Here is a 14,485-nt window from a genome sequence, read left to right as displayed (position 1 = left end):
GATCCTGAACACGTCGGGCCGCGCACGCCCGGGCGATGTCGCTACACTTCGCTCCCCTCACCGCCTTCCGGCCCGGACTCAACGCCGCGCCCCGGACACGCCATGACCCAGACCGCTTCCACGGCGCCCGCGCCGCCCGCCGCGCTCGCACCGATCCCCGACGCCACCCTGCCTGGGGCTGCCTGCAGCCCGCAGCGCGCGGCCCCGTCGCGCGGCAAGCTCTTCATCCAGACCCACGGCTGCCAAATGAACGAGTACGACTCGGCCAAGATGGCCGACGTGCTCGCCGCGAGCGACGGCCTGGAGTTGACCGACAACGTCGAGGAAGCCGACGTCGTCCTCGTCAACACCTGCTCGATCCGCGAGAAGGCGCAGGAAAAGGTCTTCAGCCAGCTCGGCCGCTGGAAGGCGCTGAAGAAGGACGGCAGGCCGGTGCTGATCGGCGTCGGCGGCTGTGTGGCGTCGCAGGAAGGCGAGGCCATCGTCAAGCGTGCGCCCTACGTGGACCTGGTGTTCGGCCCGCAGACCCTGCACCGCCTGCCCGAGCTGATCCGCGCCAAGCGCGAGACCGGCCTGCCCCAGGTCGACATCAGTTTTCCCGAGATCGAAAAGTTCGACCGGCTGCCCGAGCCGCGCGCCGAGGGCCCGACCGCGTTCGTGTCGATCATGGAAGGCTGTTCGAAGTACTGCTCGTTCTGCGTGGTGCCCTACACCCGCGGCACCGAGATCAGCCGACCGTTCGAGGACGTGCTGGTGGAAGTGGTGCAGCTGGCCGCCCAGGGGGTGCGCGAAATCAACCTGCTCGGCCAGAACGTCAATGCCTACCGCGGCGACATGGGCGACGGCGCGACCGCCGACCTCGGCCTGCTGATCCGCACCATCGCCGAGATCGACGGTATCGACCGCATCCGCTTCACCACGTCGCATCCGCTCGAATTCTCCGACTCGCTGATCGAGGCCTACCGCGACGTACCGAAACTCGCGAACTACCTGCACCTGCCGGTGCAGGCCGGCAGCGACCGCATCCTGTCGGCGATGAAGCGCGGCTACACGGTGCTCGAGTTCAAGCAGAAGATCCGCAAACTCCGCGCGGTGCGTCCCGACATCTCGATCTCCTCGGATTTCATCGTCGGCTTTCCCGGCGAGACCGAAGCGGATTTCGAGAAGACCATGAAGCTGATCGAGGACGTCGGCTTCGACCAGTCGTTCTCCTTCATCTATTCGCGTCGCCCGGGCACACCGGCCTCGGATCTCGAGGACTCGGTGACCCCGGAGGAAAAGCACGCCCGCCTCTCGCGGCTGCAGGCACACATCAATGCGTATGCCGCCGGCATTTCCGAGCGCATGGTCGGCACCGTGCAGACGGTGCTGGTCGAAGGCCCGTCGCGCAAGGATCCGACCGAGCTCACCGGCAAGACCGAGAACATGCGTTCGGTGAACTTTCCCGCGCCGGCGCGGCTGATCGGCCGGTTCGTCGACGTCGAGATCACGGCGGCGCTCAGCAATTCCCTGCGCGGGCGGGTGGTCGTGTCCGGGATCGCCGCGGCCTGATCACTGCCTGCCGCGGCCCCGACGGAGCCGCGGCGTCCCGGCCGAACAGGCACCGGGGCCGGTCGACGCCGGCTTCAGGCGCCGGAGCGTCCGGCGATGATGGTCTCGGCGATGCGGCCGACGCGGGCCAGGACGGCGTTGCGCTCGGAATCCGGGATTCTCGCGCCCTGCAGATAGGCGGTCAGGACCCAGGCCGGGCCGCCCGCGAGCGGCCACAGGATCGCGATGTCGTTGCTGGTGTCCTCGCCGTTGCTGCCGGTCTTGTCGCCCACCCGCCAGGCCGGCGACAGTCCGGCGCGGAGGCGCGCGTCACCGGTCTCGTTGTCGATCAGCCAGTCGGCCAGCTGCTGGCGCGAGGCGGGCGACAGGGTCTCGCCGAGCACGAAGCGCTGCAGGCTCGCGGCCATCGCGGCCGGGCTGGTGGTGTCCCGCGGATCGCCCGGGGCGAAGCGGTTCATCGCCGGCTCGGTGCGGTCGTTACGGGTGACGGCATCGCCGCTCTCGCGCAGGAACCGGGTCAGTCCTGGCGGCCCGCCGATCTGGCCCAGCAGCAGGTTCGCGGCCGGATTGTCGCTGGTGATCATGGTCGCGCGGCACAGGTCGCGCAGGGTCAGGTCCTTGCCGACATGGCGCGAGGTCACCGGAGCATGCGACACCATGTCCTGCCGGCGCACCGGCACGCGCGTATCGAGCGACAGGACGCCACGGTCGGCGCCGCGCAGTACCGCCGCCGCCAGCGCGAACTTGAAGGTGCTGCACATCGGAAACCGTTCGTCCTGACGATGACCGGTGCGCCACCCGCTCGCGGTGTCGAGCAGAGTGACGCCGAGGCGCCCGCCGCTGGCGGCCTCGAGCGTGGCGAAGTCCTGACGCGTTGCCGCATCCGCGACAGCGGGCGCGCGGTCGGCCGCAGGCACCCTGCCGGCCAGGGCGGCGACGGCGGCAGCGCCGGTCCAGAGGAGGAATTGACGTCGGGCGGGCATGGGCATCTCCGGAGCTGGGACTCCAGTATCGGAACAGGCCGGTCCGCTCACCAGCAACGATTCCAAGGAAGAGACATGAGGCAGACTGATGCCTCGTTGCGCCAGGCGCTCGGCCACATTCGGCCGATCGCCCCATCGCGCTGACCCCTGCGCCGAATGCACTGGGCGATGCGAGACTGGTATCAACTCCGCTCACGTCACGCCGATGCTCCGCTCCCAGCTGCCGCTGCATGCCCTGCGCGCGTTCGAAGCCGCCGCGCGGCACCAGAACTTCACCCGCGCCGCCCTCGAACTGTGCGTGAGCCAGGCCGCGCTGAGCCACCAGATCCGCAGCCTGGAGGACCGCATGGGCACGGCGCTGTTCCATCGCCTGCCGCGTGGCGTCGCCCTGACCGATGAGGGCGCCCGGCTCTACCCGGCACTCAATGCGGCATTCGACCGTATCGCGGCCAGCCTCGATCGCTTGGTCGAGGGTCCGGCGCAGACGGTGCTGCACGTGGGCGTGGTCGGCACGTTCGCCACCGGCTGGCTGCTGCCGCGCCTCGCCGGCTTTTCCGCCCGGCACCCGGACATCGAGCTGCGCCTGCAGACCCACAACAACCGGATCGATCTGGCAGGCGACGGTCTCGACCTGGCCATCCGCTTCGGGGACGGCGACTGGCAGGGCCAGCTGTGTACACCCGTGCTCGACGCCCCGTTCGCACCGCTGTGCGCGCCCGCACTGGCGCGGACCGTGATGCAGCCGCAGGACCTCGCGCGCGTGCCGCTGCTGCGGTCCTACCGCAGCGACGAGTGGCCGCGCTGGCTGCGCGCCGCCGGCATGCCCGGACTCGAAGCCCGCGGTCCGGTCTTCGATTCGTCGCTGACCCTCGCCAGCGCGGCCGCGGCCGGAAGCGGGGTCGCCCTGCTGCCATTGAAACTGTTCGAGCAGGACCTGGCCCAGGGACGACTGGTCCAGGTCTTCGCGCAGACCCTTGAGCTCGGGCGCTACTGGCTCACGCAGCTGCGCTCGCGCCCGGACAGCGAAGCGGCGGCGCGCTTCCGCCACTGGCTGCAGGCCGAAGGGGGCGTCACGGCATGACCGGCGCGGGCGGCGGCCGCCCCCGGCCGCAGCCGGCGCACGATAACGGCAGCTGCCCGCTACACGGCGGCGTTGCAGGCGGGCCGCTAGAATCCGCGCCATGACCGATCTCCACGAACGCAACTTCCTGCTCGAGCCCTCCGATACCGGGCGGCTCGCCAATCTCGCCGGCCCCTTCGACACCCACCTGCGCCAGATCGAGCTGCGACTGGGTGTGGAGATCGCCAACCGCGGCAATATCTTCCGTATCAGCGGACGTGAGCTCGGCGCGCTCGACGATGCCGAACGTCTGCTCAAGGCCCTCTACGCCGAGACCGAGACCGAGGTGTTCGACACCCAGGGCATCGCGCTGCGCCTGAGCGAGGCCAACGTGGTCAACGACGACCCGGACTACGCACCGCAGGAGGTCGCGGTGCGGGTCAAGCGCGGCACCATCCGCGGCCGCGGCGCCAACCAGGCCAAGTACCTGCACCGCATTACCACCCACGACATCAATTTCGGTATCGGTCCGGCCGGCACCGGCAAGACCTTCCTTGCGGTGGCGATGGCGGTCGATGCGCTCAACGAGTCGCGGGTGCAACGCCTGATCCTGGTGCGCCCCGCGGTCGAGGCGGGCGAGAAGCTCGGCTTCCTGCCCGGCGACCTGAGCCAGAAGGTCGATCCGTATCTGCGTCCGTTGTACGACGCGCTCTACGAGATGCTCGGCGTCGAAAAGGTCGCCAAGCTCCTCGAGCGCAACGTGATCGAAATCGCGCCGCTGGCCTACATGCGCGGCCGCACGCTCAACGACGCGTTCGTGATCCTCGACGAGGCGCAGAACACCACCATCGAACAGATGAAGATGTTCCTGACCCGGCTCGGCTTCGGCAGTACCGCGGTGGTGACCGGCGACATGACCCAGGTGGACCTGCCCAAGCACGTGCGGTCCGGGCTCAAGGACGCGATCGAGGTGCTCAAGGGCGTCGACGGGGTCAGCTTCACCTTCTTCGAGGCACGCGACGTGGTGCGGCATCCGCTGGTGGCGCGGATCGTGAGCGCCTACGAGCGCCGCGATGCCGATGCGGCCGCCAGCGGGCAACGCGGTTCCGAATGATGACCCGCGGGCCCGTTCATCTCGAGGTCGCCGTCGGGTATGCCACGGCGCGCAAGGGGGTGCCCGCTGCCGCGACCTTCCGGCGCTGGGCCGGCGCGGCGCTCGCCGGCCGCATCCGCGAGGCGGACCTCGCGATCCGCATCGTCGGCGAGGACGAGGGCCGGGCGCTGAACCGGCACTACCGCGGCAAGGACTACGCCACCAACGTGCTGAGCTTTCCGGCCGAACTGCCCGAAGGGCTGCCCGAGGGCGTGCGTCTGCCGCTGCTCGGCGACCTGGTGCTGTGCGCGCCGGTGGTCGCGCGCGAGGCTGCCGAGCAAGGCAAGACCCTGAATGCCCATTACGCCCACCTCACGGTGCACGGCGTGCTGCATCTGCTGGGCTGGGACCACGACAACACCGCCGAGGCCGAGGCGATGGAGCAGCTGGAACGCGAGATTCTCGCCGGGCTCGGCGTGGGCGATCCCTACGCCGGCGAAGTGCGCTGACGGGCCGTTCGCGCCGGCCTGTTAGACTCTCCGTGCGTCCATCCGGACGCGACCTGACCAGATCCGCACCATGTCCGAGGACGACAGTCGACCCTCCCCCGGTTCCGAACCCCATGAACGCCGACGCGGCTGGCTCGAGCGCCTGAGCTCGGCGATCTCCGGCGAACCCAGCAACCGCGACGACCTCGTCGAACTGCTGCGCGACACCCATGCAGACGGGCTGATCGACGCCGACACGCTGCGCATGCTCGAGGGCGCGCTGGGCATCTCTAGCAAGACCGTGGGCGATGTGATGATCCCGCGCGCGCAGATGGTGGCGCTGCCGGCGGATGCCCCGTTCCTGGAACTGATGCGAAAGGTGGTCGAATCCGGCCACTCGCGCTTCCCGGTGCACGGCGAGGACAAGGACGAGATCCTGGGCATCCTCCTCGCCAAGGACCTGCTGCGCGGCGTGGTCGCCGACAACGGGCCCGGCACGATCCACGAGCTGCTGCGTCCTGCGGTGCTGATCCCCGAATCCAAGAAGCTCAACGTGCTGCTGCGCGAGTTCCGCCAGTCGCGCAACCACATGGCCATCGTGATCGACGAGTACGGCGGCGTCGCGGGCCTGCTGACGATCGAGGACGTCCTGGAGGAAATCGTCGGCGAGATCGACGACGAGCACGACGACGCCGAGGATCCGAACGCGCTGATCGCCGCCCAGGCCGACGGCCAGTTCGCGGTGAGCGCGTTGACCCCCATCGCCGATTTCAACGAGCGCTTCGGCGCCGACTTCGACGACGACGAGTACGACACCATCGGCGGCGTGATCATCGGCGCTATCGGCCACCTGCCCGAGGTGGGCGAGGAACTGACCCTGGGCCGCTTCGCCTTTCGCATCACCGACGCCGACTCGCGCCGGCTGCATGCGTTGCACGTCAGCGTGCATGCGGCCGACTGACCGGCTCCGGCCCGCCGCCGCATGGTGGCGGGCGGTGCTCGTGACGTGCCTGGCGCTGGCGTGGCCGGCGCTGGCCCAGGACCCGGCAGCGCCGGTACCACGCATCGGCGTGGCCACGATGCAGCCGGGCGACGTGTTCTTCGAGCGCTTCGGCCACAACGCCATCGTGGTGGACGCGCCGGATGCGCCGGGCCCGGTGTCCTACAACTTCGGGTATTTCGACCCGGCCGAGCCGGGCTTCATCGGGCGCTTCCTCCGTGGGGACATGCGCTACCAGCTGATGGCGCTGCCGCTGTTCGAAGATCTCGCCTATTACCGCGATGTCGGGCGCGGCGTGACCATCCAGTGGCTCGATCTCGACCCGGAGCAGGCGCTGCGGCTCGCGGACGCCTTGGCCGAGAACGCGCGGCCCGAGAACGCGCATTACCGCTACGATTACTTCACCGACAACTGTTCGACGCGCGTGCGCGACGCTCTCGACGGTGCGCTGGACGGCCTGCTACGACGCCAGCTGCAGGGACGATCGCGCGGCAACACCTATCGCGGCGACGCCGTGCGCCTGGCCTCGCCGGCCCCCTGGATGTGGCTGGGCTTCGATATCGGCCTGGGCCCCGCATCGGACCGGCCGAATGCACTCTGGGACGACGCCTTCGTGCCGATGCGTCTGGCGGACGCATTGCGCAGCGTTCGCCGCGCCGACGGTCGCCCACTCGTGCGCGGCGAAACCACGGTCATCGCCCATCGGCAGCAGGCCGAGCCCCCGGAACGTGCGCGCCGCCTGTGGCCCTGGCTGCTCGCCGGGCTCGCGATCGGCGGTGCGCTTTTGGCGGCGGGTACGCGTGCGCCCCGCGTGGTCGCCGCAGCGGCCCTGCCGTTCTGGTCGCTGTGCGCCCTGCTCGGCCTGGTGATGCTGCTGCTGTGGTGGGCCACCGCGCACCACTTCGCGTGGCAGAACCACAACCTGTTGCTGTTCAATCCGCTGTGCCTGCTGCTGCTGCGGGGCGGCTGGCGCATCGCCCGCGGGCGCGACGCGGGTCCCCTGTTCCGCTGGACGCTCGTGACGGTCCTGCTGGCCGGGGTGGCCGCCCTGTTCCTGCACTGGCTGCCGGTGCTGCCGCAGCGCAACGCGGCCTGGCTGTCGCTGCTGATGCCGGTGCACGTCGCGCTGTACTGGGCGCTGCGACGCCCTGCAGCGCCGGCTTCGCTTCGCTCCTGACGGCAATCCGGGAATTCCGCGCAGACGGTTGAGCCGCAGATCCGCCCGGACAAGGCCCAGCCCGGTCTCAGGCGAAATCCGCCGTGCGTCCGTGCTCCGGCCGGACGCCACTGGCCTCCCGCCGTCTCCGCACCATGGGCCTCCCGGTGATCCAGGTGCGGTCGCGCGCGCCATTGCGGATCACGCCGGCGCACGCATCCCTGCATACGTATGCACCCGAGCCGCGTGGATTCCGCGTGCCAGACTCCCGGCGAACGCATCACCCACTGCGTCCGGGAGGGCGCTGCACGATGTCGAACCGTCTTGCCGGACTGCTGGCTGCGCTGCTGCCACTCGCCACCTTCGCCACGCCGGCTTCCGAGCCGCGCACCAGCGCGCGTATCGCCTCGCCGGATGCCCGCATCACCGTGGAGGTCACCACCGACAACGAGGGCCGCGCCAGCTACGCCGTCAGTCGCGATGGCCGCGCGGTCATCGCGCCGTCGCGCCTGGGCCTGATGTTCACCGATACGCGCAAGTTCGAACGCAATCTGGCGATCGTCGGCCAAGCCACGCAAACGCATGACGAACGCTGGGAGCAGCCCTGGGGCGAGCGCCGGCAGATGCGCGACCACCACAACGAACTGCGGGTCACGCTGGCCGAGACCGCGGGACCGAAGCGTCGCTTCGACGTGGTGTTCCGCGTGTTCGACGACGGTGTCGGCTTCCGCTATGACGTGCCGAAGCAGCCCGGGCTCGACCGCCTGTCGATCGCCGAGGAGCTGACCGAGTTCGACATCGCCGACGCCGCGACCGCGTGGTGGATCCCCGCGTTCGAGTGGAACCGCGAGGAGTACATCTATCACCGCACCCCGGTCGAGGAAGTCGGGCTGGCGCAGACGCCCATCACCCTGCGGACCGGCGATGGCCTGCACCTGTCGATCCACGAAGCGGCGCTGGTCGACTATTCGGGCATGAACCTCACGCGCGCGGAAGGCCGCCGCTTCAAGGCCGCACTGACGCCCGGAATCGGCGCGGCGAAGGTCGAGGTGGCCGCGCCGTTCGCGACACCCTGGCGCACGATCCAGATCAGCGAGCGCGCCGGTGGACTGGTCGAATCAAGCCTGATCCTCAGCCTCAACGCGCCCGACGCGCTCGGTGATGTCTCCTGGGTGCGGCCGATGAAATACGTCGGTATCTGGTGGGAGATGCACCTGGATCGCAAGACCTGGGCCTCGGGACCGAAGCACGGCGCCACCACCGCGCATGCGATCCGCCACATCGATTTCGCCGCGGCGAACGGCATCGGCGGCGTGCTGGTCGAGGGCTGGAACGTCGGCTGGGACGGCGACTGGTTCGGCAACGGCGAGACCTTCAGCTTCACCAGGCCCTACCCCGACTTCGATATCGAGGCCGTCACCCGCCACGCGCGCGAGAAGGGCGTGACCCTGATCGGTCACCACGAGACGTCGGGCCACGCGGCGCACTACGAAGCGCAGCTCGACGATGCGATGGCGCTGTACGGCCGTCTCGGCGTGCAGGCGGTCAAGACCGGCTATGTCGCCGACGCCGGGCAGGCCAAGGTGCGCGGCGACGACGGCGCGCTGCGCTACGCCTGGCACGAAGGCCAGGCGATGGTGCGGCATCACCAGCGCGTCGTGGAGGCCGCGGCGCAGCACCGGATCAGCGTCAACCCGCACGAGCCGGTCAAGGACACCGGCCTGCGCCGCACGTATCCGAACCTGGTGACGCGCGAAGGCGCGCGGGGCATGGAGTACAACGCCTGGGGGCAGCCGGGCAATCCGCCGGAGCACGAGGCGACGCTGGTCTACACGCGCCTGCTCGCCGGGCCGATGGATTTCACACCCGGCATCTTCGGCATGGACACCAGGTCCGGTGCACCGATGGCGACGACGCTGGCCAAGCAGCTTGCGTTGTACGTGGTGATCTACAGTCCGCTGCAGATGGCCGCCGACCTGCTCGACCACTACGAGGCGCGCCCCGAGGCGTTCCAGTTCGTCCGCGACGTGCCGGTGGACTGGGAGGAGACGCGCGCGCTCGACGGCGCGGTCGGCGAGTTCGCGGTGATCGCCCGGCGTCAACGCGGCGGCGACGACTGGTATCTGGGCGCGGTGACCGACGACACGCCGCGCAATGTCGAGGTCGCCCTGGACTTCCTCGAACCCGGTCGCCGCTACACCGCGCAGATCTACCGCGACGGCCCCGGCGCCGGGTGGCAGGCGGATCCGCACGCCCTGGTGATCGAAGCGCGCGAGATCGGCGCCTCGAGCGTGCTCACAGTGGCGATGGCGCCCGGCGGTGGGCAGGCGATCCGTTTCGTCGCGCATTGACGCGCGCTTGTCGCCGCGTGCGGCATGGCCGACCATGCCGCGATGACCAGCCCGTCCGCAGCTCCCACCGGCAATCCCTCCAGCGTCGTGAACTGTGCGCTCTACGGGCCCGCGGGCAAGCGCGATGTCCCGCTGGCGGAGATCGGCGCGGCGCTGGCCTGCGATCCGGACGCGTTCGCGTGGATCGGCTTGTTCGAACCAGATGCCGGGGTGCTGGCCGTGCTCCAGGCGGAATTCGACCTGCACGATCTGGCGATCGAGGACGCCGGCAAGGCACATCAGCGCCCCAAGATCGAGGCCTACGGCGATTCTCTGTTCATCGTCGCGCAGACCGCGCAGGCCATCGACGAGCGCATCGCCTACGGCGAAACCCATCTGTTCCTGGGCCCGCGTTACCTCGTGAGCGTGCGCCACGGCGCGTCGTTGTCGTATGCGCCGGCGCGCCTGCGCATCGAGCGCGAGCCCCAGCTGCTGGCGCTGGGTCCGGCAGCCGCGCTGTATGCCGTGCTCGATGCGATCGTCGACAACTACCTGCCGATCGTCGACGACTTCCGGCTGACGCTGGACACGCTCGAGAAGAAGATCGTCAGCGAACAGTTCCACCGCGGGATCGTGATCCGGCTGTACGCGCTCAAACGCGAGCTCACCTACATGCGCGTGGCGGTGACCCCGCTGCAGGACGTGCTCTCGCAGCTGGTGCGCTCGGGCAGCCCGCTCGTTCCGGCCGAGGCCAAGCTGTACATGCGCGACGTGCTGGACCATTCGGTGCGCATCAACGAGACCGTGGATGCCATCCGCGACATGCTCGGCACGGCATTGAGCGTGAATCAGGCCCTGGTCACCCTGACCCAGGGCGAGACCGTCAAACGGCTGGGCGCCTGGGCGGCGCTGCTGGCGGCGCCGACGCTGATCACCAGCTGGTACGGCATGAACTTCCACATGATGCCCGAGCTGGACGGACGCTACGCCTATCCGGTGCTGATCGGCGGCGTGATCGCGGTGATGGCCGTGCTGTATCGCATGTTCAAGCGCGCGCGCTGGCTCTAGTCGCGCAGCCGTCGCCTCAATCCGTACGCGCGGCCGGTGTCGCGGCCTCGCCGAGCAGGCCCGCGAAGGCCGCGAGGGCAGCCGCCCCGACGACATCGGCGCCCAGCAGTGGCACTTCCTGCAACGGGAGGGTCGGCAGGGCATCACGCAGCGTGGCCAGGTGCACCGCTTCCTGCGCGTGCCGGGCAGCGAGAAATTCGCCGGCATCGCGTGGTGCGCGCTTGTTGACCAGCAGACCGGCGACCTCGATACCGGTGCGCTGCAGTTGCGCGTGCAGTTCGATGGTTTCGAGCACCGGCAGGCGTTCGGCTGCCAGCACGATGAAGAAGGCCGTGCGCGCTGGATCCGCCAGCGTGGCGCGCAGATGCTCGAAGCGATGGCGACGGCGATGCAGCAAGCTGCGGATGGCCTGGTCGCGATCCGCCGGCGTCGCCGACGGCGCTTCGCCGCCGAGCGCACGCGCACCCACCCCGTCGTCGCGACCCAGATTGCGCAGCGCGGCCCCGAAGCGTTCACTGCGTTCCTGCCGTTGCAGCAGACCCTCGGTCCAGGCCGTCAGCATCTCCGGCAATGCCATCAGCCGGGCGGTGTGTCCGGACGGCGCAGTGTCGAACACGAGCAGGTCGTAGCGTTCGGGCCCATCGTGCACCAGCTCGGCGATGCGCTCGAGCAGGGCCGCCTCGTGCATGCCGGGCGCGTCCTGCGACAGGGCCAGATGCTTGTCCACCTCGCCCGCGAGATGCGACGGCATCAGCCGACGCAGGGCATCGCCCACCTGGGCGAGATGCGCGGCGACGGTGGCCTCGGGATCGATCTCGATGGCGTCGAGGCCCGTCGCCAGCGCCCGTGGCCCGGCACCGATCGTGCACTGCCAGAGATGGCCCAGGTTGTGCGCGGGATCGGTGGACACCAGCAGGACGCGGCGCCCGGCCTGCGCCTGGGCCAGCGCGAGCGCCGACGCCACCGAGGTCTTGCCGACCCCGCCCTTGCCGCCGATGAAGACGACGCGGCGCGCGGACGCTGTGGTCAGCAGCACGCGACGTGGTCCAGCGGCGAGCGTTCGAGCCCCATGCGCCGGTGCCAGTCGTGGAAACGTTCGTACATCACGGGCATCAGCTCGAGCGTGTAGTAGCCCACCGGGCTGGGCACACCGAGCGATTCGGAGAACACCATCAGCATGAAGAGGTCGTCCTCGTCGCGCTGCGCACGGGCGAACGTGCGCCGGTACGGCGCCGCATAGAACTCGCGCAGGCCCGCCGAGAGGCGGGCCAGCGCCGAACCGGACGCGTCCTCGGTCATGTCAGGCGTTCGGCACGTCCACGGCATCACCCGGGCCGGCCTCGCGGCCCTTGCGCATCGCGATGGCCGCCTCGAACGCCACCCACAGCGCCGCGATCAGAATCACGATGTCCATCACCAGCAGCAGCCACTTGCCATCGTTGTAGAACGTGCCCAGCTGCACCACCAGCGCATAGACCGACATCACCATCAGGAAGGCCATCGGGATGCCGGTGAACCAGGGGTTGCGTCCCTTGCGGATCAGGATGACGGTGATGATCGACAGGGTCAGTGCGGCCAGCAGCTGGTTGGTGGTGCCGAACAGCGGCCAGATGATCATGCCGCCGCTGCCGCCGCTGCCCGCGCCGAAGGCCAGGGCCAGACAGACCGCCAAAGCGATCACCGTGCCGAGCATCGTACCGACCTTGAAGCCGGCCAGTTCGGCCGCCTCCTGCACCACGAAGCGCTGCAGGCGCAGGCCGGTGTCCATGGTCGTGGCCGCGAACAGGATCGCCATCGTCGCCAGCAGCGTCGCGCCCAGGTTCTGCGGCAGGCCGAGACCCGCGGAGATCAATGCCTCGCCGCCGTTGACGAAGGCCGTGACGTTGCCGCCGCCGAAGCTGCTGTACACCGCCTGCCAGTCGACCAGCGTGGCGAACCCGGCGGTGCAGCAGATGATCGCCGCCAGCGAGAGCATGCCCTCACCGACCGCGCCGAAATACCCCACGAAGCGGGCGTCGGTTTCCTTGTCCAGCTGTTTCGATGTGGTGCCGGAGGCGACCATGCCGTGGAACCCCGAGATCGCACCGCAGGCGATGGTGACGAACAGCAGCGGCACGATGCTCGGCGTACCTGCCGGCACGGCGCTGTTGAACGCGGGCGCGACGATGGTCGGCGACGCGATCAGCACCGCGGCGTAGAGGATCCCGAGACCGACGAACAGCTGCAGACCATTGATGTAATCGCGCGGCTGCAGCAGCACCCACACCGGCAGCAGCGACGCGATGCCGGCGTAGAGGAACAGCAGCACGATCCAGGTGGAATTGGGGCTCATTCCGAGCACCGTCTCGGGCAGCGCGATCGGGTACAGGCTGCCGAGCCAGATCAGACCGTAGAGCACCGCGACGCCGATGATCGACGGCCACAGCAGGCCGACCTTGAAGCGGTAGATCAACTGGCCGATGACCAGGGCCACGACGATCGCGCCCCAGACCGGGATCACCGACGTGGGCGTGGACACCAGCAGGTTCGAGATCACGACCGCGAAGGCGGCATTCACCATCAGCAGCAGCAGGAAGATCACGACCAGGAAAAGGTTGCGCCCGCGGCGGCCGATGTAGCTGCCGCTGAGCATGCCCATCGACTTGCCGCGATTGCGCACGCTGGCCCACAAGGCGCCGAAATCGTGCACGCCCGCGAAGAACACCGTCCCGAAGACCACCCACAGGAACGCCGGCCCCCAGCCCCAGATCACCGCGATCGCAGGCCCGACGATCGGCGCCGCACCGGCAACCGAAGTGAAGTGATGTCCCCACAGCACGAACTTGTTGGTCGGCACGTAGTCCACGCCGTCGCGCATGGTGTGCGCCGGTGTCTGGAAGCCGGCCTCGAGCCGGTAGATCTTCTCGGCGATGAACTTCGAATAGAAGAAGTACCCGAGCGCCAGGGCCGTCAATCCGACGAGCAGCAGAACGATTGCATTCATCGCCAACACCTTCCCGATCTGATCGCGGCACCGACCGCAGCCACGGAAGGATCACCTCTGGGGCGTGACGAGGGAACCCCTGACGGCGCGATAAGCGGCCGGGCTACGACTAAAGTCTGACGCGCGCGCGACCCCGGGCGATGCAGGCACGTTCTCGCCTCCGAAGGCGGCGGCCGGCGGGTCTCGCCGCACGGCGGACGCGGAGCGCGCAAGCCGGTGCATCCCCGCGGCTCGAGGGCGCGATCAGTCGCCCGGAGGCAGCGAGCGCGCGTACTGGTAGGACAGCAGCGTCTTGATCAGGAAATCGACCTGGATCGGTTGCCGTGCGTCCATGCGCATCACGGGAATGCGGTAGCCCCGCTCGAGCAGCGCATCCCGGAAGGTTGCCAGCGCGAAGCCGTCGGTCAGGTCGGTGCGGGTGACACCGACCGCGAAACAGGCCTGGGGCGCGAGCGCGCCGAACCGCTGCAACAGATGCGCGGTGCTGTCGACGCGGTCCGCCTGCTGGGCATTCACCAGCACGACGATGCCCAGAGCGCCCTCGGCCACCATCGGCCACATGAAGTCGAGGTAGCCCTGTCCGGGCACGCCGTAGAGATGCAGCAGCTCCCCGGTCTCGAGCTCCACCGAGCTGTAGTCGAGCGCAACCGTGGTGTGCGTTTTTTCCGACGTGACCTCGTCACTGATCGGCATCTCCGTGCTGACCGGCTCGCGGTCGGAGATCGAGCGGATGGCCGTGGTCTTGCCGGCCCCCATGTCGCCCACGAACACGA

13 protein-coding genes are annotated in these 14,485 nt (G+C 69.3%); 8 read left to right on the top strand and 5 right to left on the bottom strand.

Translation table 11 applies throughout. The features are described 5' to 3' along the window. Nucleotides 1–102 precede the first annotated feature (102 nt). Nucleotides 103–1,551, top strand: a complete 1,449-nt coding sequence (gene miaB / locus H0E82_RS13230) for a tRNA (N6-isopentenyl adenosine(37)-C2)-methylthiotransferase MiaB (protein WP_180545926.1) — start codon at nt 103–105, stop codon at nt 1,549–1,551. Nucleotides 1,552–1,625: 74 nt separating this feature from the next. Here the strand turns inward: miaB and bla are convergent, their stop codons facing one another. After that, nucleotides 1,626–2,534: a class A beta-lactamase gene (gene bla / locus H0E82_RS13225; protein WP_180545925.1), complete on the bottom strand. Its 909-nt coding sequence runs from the start codon at nt 2,532–2,534 to the stop codon at nt 1,626–1,628. A 205-nt stretch (nt 2,535–2,739) separates the two neighbouring features. Here bla and H0E82_RS13220 point away from each other — a divergent pair, with 205 nt between their 5' ends. From H0E82_RS13220 to H0E82_RS13190, 7 genes are all read left to right on the top strand, one after another. Continuing rightward, entirely contained in the window at nt 2,740–3,615 is an 876-nt protein-coding gene (locus H0E82_RS13220) for a LysR substrate-binding domain-containing protein (RefSeq protein WP_180545924.1), read from the top strand. 100 nt (nt 3,616–3,715) lie between these two features. Then, nucleotides 3,716–4,708: a PhoH family protein gene (locus tag H0E82_RS13215; RefSeq protein WP_180545923.1), complete on the top strand. Its 993-nt coding sequence runs from the start codon at nt 3,716–3,718 to the stop codon at nt 4,706–4,708. Next, nucleotides 4,708–5,196, top strand: coding sequence for an rRNA maturation RNase YbeY (gene ybeY, locus H0E82_RS13210; protein WP_180545922.1), 489 nt, complete (start codon nt 4,708–4,710; stop codon nt 5,194–5,196). The genes H0E82_RS13215 and ybeY overlap by 1 nt, the downstream gene beginning before the upstream one ends. A 70-nt stretch (nt 5,197–5,266) precedes the next feature. Further along, nucleotides 5,267–6,136 (top strand): CorC family transporter, encoded by an 870-nt coding sequence (locus H0E82_RS13205; protein WP_180545921.1) that lies wholly within the window; start codon nt 5,267–5,269, stop codon nt 6,134–6,136. Further along, complete coding sequence (locus tag H0E82_RS13200) at nt 6,123–7,352, top strand: lipoprotein N-acyltransferase Lnb domain-containing protein (RefSeq protein ID WP_425600345.1); 1,230 nt, start codon at nt 6,123–6,125, stop codon at nt 7,350–7,352. The genes H0E82_RS13205 and H0E82_RS13200 overlap by 14 nt, the downstream gene beginning before the upstream one ends. A 290-nt stretch (nt 7,353–7,642) precedes the next feature. Beyond that, complete coding sequence (locus H0E82_RS13195; RefSeq protein WP_180545919.1) at nt 7,643–9,682, top strand: glycoside hydrolase family 97 protein; 2,040 nt, start codon at nt 7,643–7,645, stop codon at nt 9,680–9,682. A 24-nt stretch (nt 9,683–9,706) separates the two neighbouring features. Then, nucleotides 9,707–10,729, top strand: coding sequence for a magnesium and cobalt transport protein CorA (locus H0E82_RS13190; RefSeq protein ID WP_180545918.1), 1,023 nt, complete (start codon nt 9,707–9,709; stop codon nt 10,727–10,729). A 16-nt stretch (nt 10,730–10,745) separates the two neighbouring features. Here H0E82_RS13190 and H0E82_RS13185 read toward each other — a convergent pair whose 3' ends face one another. The 4 genes from H0E82_RS13185 to H0E82_RS13170 form a co-directional block, all read right to left on the bottom strand. Continuing rightward, nucleotides 10,746–11,765 carry an ArsA family ATPase gene (locus H0E82_RS13185; RefSeq protein WP_180545917.1) on the bottom strand — a complete coding sequence of 340 codons (1,020 nt, stop codon included), beginning with the start codon at nt 11,763–11,765 and terminating at the stop codon, nt 10,746–10,748. Further along, nucleotides 11,756–12,028 carry a cory-CC-star protein gene (locus H0E82_RS13180; RefSeq protein ID WP_180545916.1) on the bottom strand — a complete coding sequence of 91 codons (273 nt, stop codon included), beginning with the start codon at nt 12,026–12,028 and terminating at the stop codon, nt 11,756–11,758. The genes H0E82_RS13185 and H0E82_RS13180 overlap by 10 nt, the downstream gene beginning before the upstream one ends. A gap of 1 nt (nt 12,029) precedes the next feature. Then, entirely contained in the window at nt 12,030–13,712 is a 1,683-nt protein-coding gene (locus tag H0E82_RS13175) for a carbon starvation CstA family protein (RefSeq protein WP_180545915.1), read from the bottom strand. 243 nt (nt 13,713–13,955) lie between these two features. Next, entirely contained in the window at nt 13,956–14,468 is a 513-nt protein-coding gene (locus tag H0E82_RS13170) for a GTP-binding protein (RefSeq protein ID WP_180546562.1), read from the bottom strand. Nucleotides 14,469–14,485: the final 17 nt, after the last annotated feature.

It is taken from the genome of Luteimonas deserti (genome assembly GCF_013425765.1).
GTDB classification, from domain to species: domain Bacteria; phylum Pseudomonadota; class Gammaproteobacteria; order Xanthomonadales; family Xanthomonadaceae; genus Luteimonas; species Luteimonas deserti.
The sequence above is the reverse complement of the archived record's forward strand: the minus strand, read 5'-3'. Positions and strand labels throughout refer to the sequence as shown.

Coding starts and splice junctions, on each gene's coding strand:
- H0E82_RS13200 (WP_425600345.1), top strand. CDS start 6,123: ATGCGGCCGACTGACCGGCTCCGGCCCGCCGCCGCATGGTGGCGGGCG.
- H0E82_RS13195 (WP_180545919.1), top strand. CDS start 7,643: ATGTCGAACCGTCTTGCCGGACTGCTGGCTGCGCTGCTGCCACTCGCC.
- H0E82_RS13175 (WP_180545915.1), bottom strand. CDS start 13,712: ATGAATGCAATCGTTCTGCTGCTCGTCGGATTGACGGCCCTGGCGCTC.
- ybeY (WP_180545922.1), top strand. CDS start 4,708: ATGACCCGCGGGCCCGTTCATCTCGAGGTCGCCGTCGGGTATGCCACG.
- H0E82_RS13215 (WP_180545923.1), top strand. CDS start 3,716: ATGACCGATCTCCACGAACGCAACTTCCTGCTCGAGCCCTCCGATACC.
- H0E82_RS13170 (WP_180546562.1), bottom strand. CDS start 14,468: ATGGGGGCCGGCAAGACCACGGCCATCCGCTCGATCTCCGACCGCGAG.
- bla (WP_180545925.1), bottom strand. CDS start 2,534: ATGCCCGCCCGACGTCAATTCCTCCTCTGGACCGGCGCTGCCGCCGTC.
- H0E82_RS13190 (WP_180545918.1), top strand. CDS start 9,707: ATGGCCGACCATGCCGCGATGACCAGCCCGTCCGCAGCTCCCACCGGC.
- H0E82_RS13220 (WP_180545924.1), top strand. CDS start 2,740: ATGCTCCGCTCCCAGCTGCCGCTGCATGCCCTGCGCGCGTTCGAAGCC.
- H0E82_RS13180 (WP_180545916.1), bottom strand. CDS start 12,028: ATGACCGAGGACGCGTCCGGTTCGGCGCTGGCCCGCCTCTCGGCGGGC.
- miaB (WP_180545926.1), top strand. CDS start 103: ATGACCCAGACCGCTTCCACGGCGCCCGCGCCGCCCGCCGCGCTCGCA.
- H0E82_RS13205 (WP_180545921.1), top strand. CDS start 5,267: ATGTCCGAGGACGACAGTCGACCCTCCCCCGGTTCCGAACCCCATGAA.